The organism is Bacillus sp. AFS015802 (assembly GCF_002561455.1).
Taxonomy (GTDB): domain Bacteria; phylum Bacillota; class Bacilli; order Bacillales; family Bacillaceae_B; genus Rossellomorea.
Genome location: NZ_NTUP01000009.1, coordinates 68,675 through 80,305 on the forward strand (window position 1 = coordinate 68,675; position 11,631 = coordinate 80,305).

Annotated in this window: 7 protein-coding genes and 2 riboswitches; all 7 genes read left to right on the forward strand. The window is 45.2% G+C overall.

The genetic code is table 11. The features are described 5' to 3' along the window. Positions 1 to 63 precede the first annotated feature (63 nt). The 7 genes from CN378_RS06185 (at position 64) to ptsG (ending at position 11,298) form a co-directional block, all read left to right on the forward strand. The gene (locus tag CN378_RS06185; RefSeq protein WP_098351052.1) at positions 64 to 1,020 is read left to right on the forward strand and encodes an AAA family ATPase; all 957 of its coding nucleotides are present in this window, start codon (positions 64 to 66) and stop codon (positions 1,018 to 1,020) included. After that, positions 1,021 to 2,238, forward strand: a complete 1,218-nt coding sequence (locus CN378_RS06190; RefSeq protein ID WP_098351053.1) for a DUF58 domain-containing protein — start codon at positions 1,021 to 1,023, stop codon at positions 2,236 to 2,238. Then, positions 2,235 to 4,439 carry a DUF4129 domain-containing transglutaminase family protein gene (locus CN378_RS06195; RefSeq protein ID WP_098351054.1) on the forward strand — a complete coding sequence of 735 codons (2,205 nt, stop codon included), beginning with the start codon at positions 2,235 to 2,237 and terminating at the stop codon, positions 4,437 to 4,439. Before CN378_RS06190 ends, CN378_RS06195 begins: the two co-directional genes overlap by 4 nt. A 39-nt stretch (positions 4,440 to 4,478) precedes the next feature. Next, positions 4,479 to 4,580, forward strand: a riboswitch (purine riboswitch). Positions 4,581 to 4,708: 128 nt separating this feature from the next. After that, positions 4,709 to 6,262, forward strand: a complete 1,554-nt coding sequence (gene guaA, locus CN378_RS06200) for a glutamine-hydrolyzing GMP synthase (RefSeq protein ID WP_098351055.1) — start codon at positions 4,709 to 4,711, stop codon at positions 6,260 to 6,262. A 177-nt stretch (positions 6,263 to 6,439) separates the two neighbouring features. Continuing rightward, a riboswitch (purine riboswitch) is annotated at positions 6,440 to 6,541 on the forward strand. A 110-nt stretch (positions 6,542 to 6,651) separates the two neighbouring features. After that, on the forward strand, positions 6,652 to 7,986 hold the full coding sequence (locus CN378_RS06205; protein WP_098351056.1) for an NCS2 family permease: 1,335 nt from the start codon (positions 6,652 to 6,654) through the stop codon (positions 7,984 to 7,986). A 216-nt stretch (positions 7,987 to 8,202) separates the two neighbouring features. Beyond that, positions 8,203 to 9,045, forward strand: a complete 843-nt coding sequence (gene glcT / locus CN378_RS06210; RefSeq protein WP_098351057.1) for a glucose PTS transporter transcription antiterminator GlcT — start codon at positions 8,203 to 8,205, stop codon at positions 9,043 to 9,045. 183 nt (positions 9,046 to 9,228) lie between these two features. Beyond that, a complete protein-coding gene (ptsG, locus tag CN378_RS06215; protein WP_098351058.1) occupies positions 9,229 to 11,298 on the forward strand; it encodes a glucose-specific PTS transporter subunit IIBC in 2,070 nt (689 codons plus the stop codon). Positions 11,299 to 11,631: the final 333 nt, after the last annotated feature.

The window sequence follows — 11,631 nt, forward strand, 5'->3', positions numbered from 1 at the left end:
TCGACTTTTTAAACGAAAGTAGTAATAGTTATAGATGATAATGAATCATTCAGGAGGGGTACGATGTCACATGAAATGGTGAATCCGAAGTTACAAAGTATCATTGATAATATAGAGAAAGTCATGATCGGGAAGAGAAAGGTAGCGGAGCTGAGCATCGTTTCCCTGCTTGCCGGCGGGCATGTATTACTTGAAGATGTGCCGGGTGTCGGGAAGACGATGATGGTGCGCGCGCTTGCAAAATCCGTCGGGGCAAGCTTCAAACGTATTCAGTTCACGCCCGACTTACTGCCATCCGATGTGATCGGTGTATCGATTTATAACCCGAAGGAAATGGAATTTACGTTCAGACCGGGACCGATCATGGGGAATATCATTCTCGCTGATGAAATCAATCGTACGTCGCCGAAGACCCAGTCCGCTCTGCTTGAGGGAATGGAAGAGAGCAGCGTGACGATTGACGGGATGACGAGGAAGCTGGATAAGCCTTTCTTTGTTATGGCGACACAGAATCCGATTGAGTATGAAGGGACCTATCCGCTCCCGGAAGCGCAGCTCGACCGCTTCCTGTTGAAGATGAAGATGGGCTATCCGGAACCGGAGGAAGAGATGGAAGTCCTTCACCGCGCCCAAAGGACTCCTCCGATCGATGAATTGGAGCCGGTGATGACCCTGGAGGAATTGAGATTTATCCAGGAAGATGTGAAGGAAGTACTGGTGGATGACACCATCAAGAAATACATTGTTGAAATTGCGAACCGTACGAGAATCCACGCCAATGTATACCTGGGCGCGAGCCCTCGTGGATCGATTGCCCTGATGAAGGCTTGTCAGGCGTATGCTTATTTAAGAGGCAGGGATTATGTGGTCCCGGACGATGTGCAATTTTTGGCGCCATTCGTTTTCTCTCACCGGATCATCATGAAGTCCGAAGCGAGGTACGAAGGGATCACGCCTGAAGAAGTGGTCGAGAGAGTGATGGCGCGTATACCGGTTCCTGTCCAAAGGCTTGTGAGATAGATGAAGAAGAAACTTCAATTTCTTAAGCCGATCGGGAAGTTTCTGCTCCTCCTTATCTTAATCGGAGTGACCTTTTCGTATGCGATGTTCCAAGGAGGGTTTGTGAGCTGGTTTTTATTTTATAGCTTTTTACCTTTCGCCATGTATTCCGTTTTGATTTTCTTGTATCCTTTGTCGGAGTTTTATGTGGAGAGGAGCTTTGAGTCGAGTGAGTATAAAGCCGGGGACGAACTGAAGGTCACGATCACCTTGTCCCGAAAGCTGCCATTTCCCCTGTTCTACATGGTGATGGAAGACATGGTGACGGATTCCGTTTTTCATCACTCCGGTTTTCAACAGGCGAAAGCGATGATTCATCCGGGATTCAGAAGACGGATCAAGCTGACGTATTACATCGATGAGCTTCCCCGGGGTGAGCATATTTTTTCTGAAGTCCGGTTCAGGACGGGTGATTTCTTCGGGGTCTTCGAGAAGGAAGCGGCGGTGGAGTGCAAGGATCGAATTCTTGTCTATCCATCAATCGTGGATGTTCCGTATCGCCCGTTGGAGAATAGATATGATCAGGGTATGACGACGTCGAACGTGAAGATTCAAAAGGATACGACGATGGCGACGGGGATCCGTGATTATCAACCGGGGGACCGATTCTCGTGGATTCATTGGAAAACATTTGCCAGGACGAATGAGCTGATGACGAAGGAGTTTGAAGAGCGTCAATCCCACGATGTCCTCATCGTCCTCGACAGGGAACCTTCTCCGGCATTTGAAGCGATGGTCACGTTTACAGCCTCGATGATCCGGTCCATTGTCAAAAAAGGGGCCCAGGTCGGCCTCGTGTCGATCGGAGAAGATCATGTATCATTTCCGATAAGAGGCGGGGACGAGCACCTGAGTCAACTGAATTATCATTTAGCGAAAGTGAGACAGGACAGTCCATTTGCTCTAGGGAAGGTCCTGCAGGGAGCGGGATTGAACTATTCTCAATCAGCCGCGGTAATGTTTGTGACGTCCTCCGTGTCGAAAAAAATGATTATGAGCGTAAATGAGTATGCGAAGCGGAACAGCTCTGTTGTCATCTTTTTAGTGAAAAGAATGGGAGAGGCATATACAGCCGAAGAAAAATCGTTAAAGGCCTATGCTTCTTCAAGGGGCATCCGTTTAAAGATTTGCTTTGAAGGCGATTTTTCATCCGCCTTTCTGGAGGTGAAGCGGGCATGAGGAAAGACACAGCGAACTCAACCCTTAAGGTCGTGAGTTATTTATTTGGATTTTTGCTTTTATGGGAGTGGTTAAAGCCCCTCAAGGTGGTGACGGACACAGCAAGCTTAACCTATTTTGTGGTTTTTATCGCCTTGGCACTCGCTCTGTCTTACTTTAGGATTCATTATGTCATCACGGCATCGGTGAAAGTCCTTTTTATCCTGTACAGTTTGCATGAGCTATACTATACCGGTTCTCTCTTTGCTCCCGGGTGGTTGAAGAAGTTCGGTCAAGATCTGTGGAGTAATCTGGGATTGACACTCGGTCGTGAATGGCCAAGTTTATCCTTTGAATACAGAAGTTTATTATTTTTTGTGCTTCTATGGTTGATGACCTATTTAATCCATTATTGGATATCAGTCCGGAAGACGATCCTTCTTTTTTATATCATGACCGTCGCTTATGTGTGTCTGATTGACACCTTTACGGTTTATGAGGGAGACAGCTCCATTATTCGTGTGGTCCTTTTCGGCTTTCTTCTTATGGGGCTATTGGCTCTTGAAAGGCTGATGCAGAGAGAGAATCTACGGGGTTCCAAAATGAGCCGCCATCGCTGGATCGTTCCGCTTACGGTGATGCTCGGAGTCAGTTCGGTCGTTGCTTTCGCCGCTCCTAAAGCGGATCCGCTCTGGCCTGATCCGGTCCCTTATCTTCAGTCATTCTCTGAGGACGCAGGCGGCAGCGGGGTAAACAAGATTGGCTATGATACCGACGATACAAAGCTTGGAGGACCCTTTGTCGGTGATCCGACTGTTGTATTCAATGCTGAGGTGACAAGGGAGCATTACTGGAAGATTGAATCGAAGGATCTTTATACAGGGAAGGGGTGGGAGCAGTCCATACCGGACGATCAACAAGCTGCCCTGCCATTTGATTCGGGAAAAAAGGTTCCGATCCCTTCACCTGAATCTGGTGAAGAACGGGATCTGGAAAGTGAAAAGGTCACGGTGGAACGGAAGTATTCCCATGTCGTCTATCCATATGGGGTGGAAACGATCAATGGAAATGATAAAGGATATTTCAGCTTCAATCCCATTAATGAAAAAGTGACGAGTTACAGAGAGCTCGATGAAACGGTCAAGCTTGACGAGTATGAGCTATCCTACCGTCCCCCTTCCTTTTCCCAAAAAAAGATGAAGGCGGCGAATGAAGAGCAGGAAATCATGCAGGTTCCTGAGTTTGTCAATCGTTACACCCAGCTGCCTGACACGACTCCTCAGCGGGTAAGGGACCTGGCGGTTGAAATCACATCGGAAGAAGATAATTGGTATGACAAAGTAAGGGCGATCGAGAATTATTTTTCAAAGGAAGCCTATGTGTATGATCAGTTTGATGTTCCGGTTCCCGAAGAAGGGCAGGATTACGTAGATCAGTTCCTGTTTGAAACCCGGCGCGGATACTGTGATAACTTCTCCACCTCCATGGTCGTTCTGGTGCGGGCCCTCGGAATCCCGGCTAGATGGGCGAAGGGGTACACAGAAGGGGAATACAGCAGACAGGTGGATTCGACGTACAAGCTTTATGAAGTATCAAACAACAATGCCCATTCGTGGGTAGAGGTATTCTTCCCGGAAGTGGGCTGGGTTCCGTTTGAGCCTACTGTCGGATTCAGCAACAATGTCTCGTATCAATATGATCTGGATGTACCTGATCCGGAGAATAATGAAGTTCCGGTGCCTGAGCAGAAGGATACTCCGAAGAAACCGCTGCAGCCGGAAGAAGATACAGCATCCCCCGGTGATGGTTTTTCTTTATCTGGACTTTGGGATGATGCGAAATCATTCGTTGCCGACAACTGGGGCAAGATTGTGATGGTATCCATTCTCTTGATCATCATCACGTTTGCTTTATATCTGGTGAGAAGACGTTGGATGCCATATTTGCTGATCCTCTATTACAGAGGTAAATCATCAGACGATGTGTTCTCCGAAGCCTATCTGTCCCTCATGAAACAATTGGAAAGATACGGATTGAAAATGGATGACGGTCAGACATTACGGGGGTATTCGAGATACATCGATCAGTTCTTCGGTACCCGTGAAATGACCAGCCTGACGAATAATTATGAACGTATATTATACGGTCAGAACCCTACATCAGAAGACTGGAAGAAGATGAGGGAATTGTGGGAAAATTTAATTAAAAGGACAACCGGTTGACCCGGTTCCCTACAGAGTATAAAATGATGTCAAATTCAAATAGCGTTCGTTAGCATCCTTCGTATATCCTCGATAATACGGTTCGAAAGTATCTACCCGGTCACCTTAAATGACTGGACTATGAAGGCAGTGTTCTAATTTGACATCCTTGTATGCAAAAAACTAGAATTCTGCCTTTTTTTAAGGCGGAGTCTAGTTTTTTTTATATTTTTTTGGAATGCTAACAACAATAGAGAGTATATGGTAAATAAACTGAAGAGGTGAACTGAATGCTTGGTAAAGAAGAATTGCACAATCAAGAAATGATCGTCGTTTTGGACTTTGGAAGTCAATACAATCAGTTAATCACGCGAAGAATCCGTGAGTTTGGTGTTTATAGTGAGCTCCACCCGCATACAGTTACCCTTGAAGAAATCCAGGAAATGAATCCAACAGGAATCATCTTTTCCGGTGGACCGAACAGTGTCTACGGTGAAGACTCATTCCGCTGTGATGAGCGTATCTTTGATTTGGATATTCCGATTCTCGGGATCTGCTACGGTATGCAGCTGATGACGATGCATTTCGGCGGGAAGGTGGAGCGTGCGAAGCACCGTGAGTACGGGAAAGCAGCCATCAATATCGAGAAGCAGTCTAAATTATTCTCGAACCTTCCGGAAGAGCAGGTTGTGTGGATGAGTCACGGAGATCTTGTCGTAGAAGCGCCTGCAGGATTCGACGTGAATGCGACAAACCCTTCTTGTCCGATTGCTTCCATGAGTAATGAAGAAAAAGGACTATATGCGGTTCAATTCCACCCTGAAGTGCGTCACTCGGTTCATGGAAACGAAATGTTGAAGAACTTCGTATTTGAAGTTTGTGGATGCACAGGCGACTGGTCCATGGAGAACTTCATCGAAATGGAAATGGACAAGATCCGCCAAACAGTCGGTGATAAAAAGGTTCTTTGTGCACTAAGCGGAGGGGTCGATTCATCCGTCGTGGCCGTCTTGATCCACAAAGCAATCGGTGATCAACTGACATGTATCTTCGTTGATCACGGACTTCTTCGAAAAGGAGAGGCGGACAGCGTCATGAAAACTTTCGCTGACGGCTTTAACATGAACGTCATTAAAGTGGACGCACAGGACCGTTTCTTAAATAAACTTAAAGGCGTTTCCGACCCTGAGCAAAAGCGTAAAATCATCGGAAATGAATTCATTTATGTGTTTGATGATGAGGCGACGAAGCTTAAAGGCATCGAATATCTTGCCCAAGGTACGTTATATACAGACATCATTGAAAGTGGTACGGCGACTGCGCAAACGATCAAGTCCCACCACAACGTCGGCGGGCTTCCTGAAGATATGCAGTTCACCCTGATCGAACCGTTGAACACATTATTCAAGGATGAAGTACGTGCATTAGGTTCTGAACTCGGTATTCCGGATGAAATCGTATGGCGCCAGCCTTTCCCTGGACCGGGTCTTGGTATCCGTGTACTTGGTGAGATTTCCGAGCAAAAGCTTGAAATCGTCCGTGAATCTGATTACATCCTACGCGACGAAATCAAAAAAGCCGGACTTGATCGTGATATCTGGCAATACTTCACTGTCCTGCCTGATATCCGGAGTGTGGGTGTCATGGGGGATGCGAGAACCTATGACTACACCATCGGAATCCGTGCGGTGACTTCCATTGATGGAATGACATCCGACTGGGCACGTATCCCGTGGGATGTTCTGGAGAAAATCTCCACACGCATCGTGAACGAAGTCGACCATATCAACCGCGTAGTGTATGATGTGACGAGTAAGCCACCTGCAACGATCGAGTGGGAATAATAAATTTGAGAATAAATAACTGACAGGCTTCTTCCGGGTCGAATCCATTCGACAAACGGAAGGTGCCTGTCGTTTTTTGTATTTAACGAACATTAATATGATATTTTAATAATAATGTTCGTATTTTGTGTTGACGGACAGGATTTCCGTTGGTACAATAGTACTGTAATCATAAAAAATATTATAAAAGTATTACGTCGTATAATTTCGGGAATAGGGCCCGAGCGTTTCTACCAAGCTACCGTAAATGGCTTGACTACGAGGTGATGGATGATAGGACCGTTTCACGGCGGTTTCTAATGATCTTGATCTTAACAGTCAAAGCCTTGAACTCTGGTAGTTCGAGGTTTTTTTATTTTCTACGGCGACTCTATAGGAGGAGTACAAGAATGAGGAATTTCTTTCAGTTTGACCAGTTGGGAACGAATTATAAAAGGGAGATCATCGGGGGTCTGACTACATTCCTGTCGATGGCCTATATCTTAATTGTCAACCCGCTTACGTTGACCCTTCAATCCGTGCCGGATCTTCCGGACAGCATGAGAATGGATTACGGTGCGGTCTTCGTGGCAACGGCATTGGCTGCGGCCATCGGGTCGTTGATCATGGGCTTGATCGCCAAATATCCGATCGCTTTGGCACCGGGGATGGGTTTAAATGCCTTCTTCGCTTACACCGTCGTCCTGACGATGGGGGTACCTTGGCAATCTGCTTTAACGGGAGTATTGATTTCAGGACTGATTTTCATCGCCTTAACACTATCGGGCATCCGGGAAAAAATCATTAACTCGATTCCGGCTGAATTAAAATACGCTGTTGGAGCCGGGATCGGTTTATTCATTACATTCATCGGCTTTCAAAACGCCGGCATCATCGTAAATAACGATGCCGTATTAGTGGGTCTTGGTGATTTAACAAATGGGACTACCTTACTTGCGATTTTCGGAATTATCATCACGGTTATTTTAATGACAAGAGGCGTCAAAGGTGGCATTTTCATCGGAATGGTCGTAACGGCCATCGTGGGAATGATTGCTGGTTTGATCGATACACCGGAAAGAGTCGTGGATGCAGCACCGAGCCTTGCGCCGACTTTCGGAGCGGCACTGGAGCCATTATTCAATGATGCAGGCAGTATTTTTACCATACAAATGCTTGTGGTCATTCTGACATTCTTATTCGTCGATTTCTTTGATACTGCCGGTACTCTCGTAGCGGTAGCCAATCAAGCAGGCTTGATGAAAGAGAACAAATTACCGCGTGCAGGAAAAGCGTTATTCGCAGATTCTTGTGCAACGGTAGTCGGTGCTATCTTAGGAACATCCACCACAACGTCTTATATTGAATCATCTGCAGGGGTAGCGGCTGGAGCAAGGACAGGATTCGCATCCGTTGTGACTGCCATCCTTTTCGTCCTTTCGATTTTCTTCTTCCCGTTACTTGCCGTCATCACATCGGCTGTGACGGCGCCAGCCTTGATCATTGTCGGGGTACTGATGGTTTCGTCGTTAGGTGAAATCGACTGGAAGAAATTTGAGGTAGCGGTACCGGCATTCCTGACCATCGTCGCCATGCCGCTTACGTACAGCATCGCAACGGGTATCGCCATCGGATTTATCTTTTATCCGATTACGATGATCATGAAGGGTCACGTGAAAGAAATCCATCCAATCATGTACTTCCTGTTTGTGATCTTTGTCCTGTACTTTATCTTCCTGGTGTAACATAAGGCACCTATCATAAGAAGCTGATCTCTTGCAGATCAGCTTCTTTCTGTTTTTTATAGAGAAAGGTGTAGAATATAAATAAAGGGAATAGAAGCAGACTTAGAGAAGATAGTACTTAGGTGAGAAGTAAGAATTGAAAAAAGGGTCAGTTTTCGTTAAAATCATGAAATCGGGTAATGTCGAAAATGGTCGAATATATAGGGAGAATTGAGTATGTCTACTTTAAATGTGAAAAAAGCCTTAAATAATAATGTATTGATCGCTGTCCACGAGAGCTATGGAGAAGTCGTACTGATCGGGAAGGGGATAGGATTCAACCGGAAAAAGGGGGATCCCATCCAAAATGATATCGCCGAAAAGATGTTTGTCTTAAAAGGGGAAAAAGAACAGGAACAGTACAAGAACCTTCTTCCTTTCTTGAATGATGATATGTCGAACGTCATTATTTCTGCTATCGAGTTGATCAGGAAAAGAACCAACTCATTTCTTAACGAGCATATTCACATCGCCCTGACCGACCATATCCTTTTTGCCATAAACCGATTGATGAGAGGAATGGAGATCCGGAATCCATTTCTGGTGGAGACAAGAACGCTGTATCCATTTGAATATGAAATAGCGAAAGAAGTCGTCAGTATGATCAATGATATGACCGATGTTCATCTGCCTGAAGGGGAAGTGGGATTCATCGCCCTTCATATTCACAGTGCCATGATGAACAAAGATCTTTCTGAAGTGAACCAGCATTCTCAATTGATCAGTCGCCTGATAGGGATGATCGAACAGCAGCTGGATGTTGTAATCAATAAAGAGAGCGTCGATTATATGAGACTCATTCGGCATATTCGATACACGATTGAACGGGTTTTGCGGGGAGAAAGAGTAGAAGAACCAGAAAAAATTGCAAAACTGTTGAAAGAAGAATACCCTGTCTGCTATAATCTATCTTGGAAGCTGATTAAGATGATGCAGCAAACATTGCAGAAACCCGTTTACGATGCTGAGGCAGTATACCTCACGATGCATCTGCAGCGGATTCAAAATAAAGTGAATTAAAGTACTTATCTTTTCTTACGTGTTACTGATTCGATCAGGCATGAGTAAAGAAGATAATTGAAACGTGTATTTTGGGGTAGTCTATCCATATACGTTCATTATCCTCTTTTCTCATGCCTTTTTTGTTTGGTTAGGCGCAATCATCTAATTAGTTGAAAATGAAAATAAAGGGAGGAAACTCACATGTTTAAAAAGGCTTTTGGTGTACTACAAAAAGTCGGTAAAGCATTAATGCTTCCAGTTGCGATCTTACCTGCAGCGGGACTTTTACTAGCGTTTGGTAATGCTCTTCAAAATCCAACGCTTCTGGACATTGCCCCATTCCTTGCTAACGGCGGTGTTGAAACCGTTGCCAGCGTAATGGAACAAGCGGGTGGAATTATCTTCGGAAACCTTGCACTGCTCTTCGCAGTCGGTGTTGCCATCGGTCTCGCCGGTGGAGAAGGGGTGGCCGGTTTAGCGGCTATCGTAGGTTTCCTGATCATGAACGTAACAATGGGTACGGTTGAAGGGTTAGGTATTGGTGATGTGACAGGTGACGGCGTCGATCCGGCATTTGCACTGGTCCTCGGTATCCCAACCTTACAAACAGGTGTATTCGGCGGTATAATCGTCGGGATCCTGGCAGCATCCATGTACAATCGTTTCTATCAAATCGAACTTCCTTCATACTTAGGATTCTTCGCAGGTAAACGATTTGTTCCAATTGCAACAGCAGCATCTTCCGTTGTATTAGGATTATTAATGTTATTGATTTGGCCACCGATCCAAGATGGTCTTAACACATTCTCAAACTTTATGCTTGGTGAAAACAGAGCATTTGCAGCATTTGTATTCGGTGTAATCGAACGTTCACTTATTCCATTCGGATTGCACCACATTTTCTATGCTCCATTCTGGTTCGAATTCGGTTCTTACACATCAGCAGCTGGTGAAGTTGTTCGTGGGGACCAGGCAATCTTTATGAAACAAATTCAAGATGGTGTACAAGACCTGACGGCAGGTACGTTCATGACTGGTAAATTCCCATTCATGATGTTCGGACTTCCGGCAGCTGCATTAGCGATCTACCATGAAGCGAAGCCTGAACGTAAAGCGGTTGTAGGTGGAATCATGGCATCAGCAGCCTTGACTTCATTCTTGACAGGTATCACAGAACCAATCGAATTCTCATTCTTATTCGTAGCACCAGTACTATTTGGTATACACACAATTTTTGCGGGTCTTTCATTCCTGACAATGCATCTACTAGATGTCAAAATCGGTATGACATTCTCCGGTGGGTTAATCGACTACGTCCTATTCGGACTGATCAACCCGCAGACGAATGCCTGGATCGTCATCCCGGTAGGTATCGTGTTTGCATTCATCTACTACTTCGGATTCCGTTTCGCTATCCGCAAGTTCAATCTTATGACTCCTGGTCGTGAAGATGTAGATGAAGATGAAGATGACGCTCCTGCAAGCTCAGCAGGCGATCTTCCTTACAACATCCTTGATGCGATGGGTGGACAAGAAAACATCGCACACTTAGACGCATGTATCACTCGTCTTCGTGTATCTGTCAATGACGTAAAACAAGTAGATAAAAACCGTCTGAAAAAACTTGGTGCTTCAGGTGTACTTGAAGTCGGAGATAACATTCAAGCGATCTTCGGACCAAAATCAGACACAATCAAATCACAAATGCAAGACATCATCCGTGGGAAAGCTCCACGTAAAGTAGAAACAAACGCAAACGAAGAAGTAGAGCAACAAATCGAAGAAGTGAATCCGGAAGCTCTTCAAACTGAACGCGATAACGAAAAGTTCGTAGCTCCGATCACAGGTGAGATCAAAGACATCACAGAAGTGCCTGACCAAGTATTCTCAGGTAAGATGATGGGTGACGGTTTCGCGATCGTACCGACTGAAGGAACAATCGTTTCTCCTATCACAGGTAAAGTCGTAAACGTCTTCCCGACAAAGCACGCTATCGGACTTGAGTCCAAAGCAGGCCGTGAAGTACTGATCCACGTTGGAATCGATACAGTGAAACTGGAAGGTAAAGGATTCGAAGCCCTAGTAAAAGAAGGGGACCAGGTAGAAGCCGGTCAACCATTACTAGAAGTAGATCTTGACTACATCAAAAATAACGCGCCTTCCATCATGACACCGATTGTCTTCACAAACCTTAAAGAAGGTCAGCAAGTAACAATCGAGAAGTCTGGTAACGTAAACCGTAACGACGAAAACATCATTAAGATCGACTAATGTTCTAACAAAAACCGGCTTATCCTCCAACGCAGAGGGTGAGCCGGTTTTCTTTTTTGTTCATATATAGAAGAAAGAGGTGCTTTTAATAGAAGGATCATGAGCTCTTATTGGAGGGGGGCAAAAGTTTTTAAAATAAATCTATCAAAGCTATTGACGAACATCCAATAGCTTGATATACTTTAAAAACCGTCGCAAGAGAGCAGCGGGTACACAACAACATTCAGTGAAATCATAAAACATTTCAAAAAAAGTTGTTGACAACTACACTGAATTCTTGATATGATGGTCAAGTCGCTTCGAGAGAGGCGCTACATTGAACCTTGAAAACTG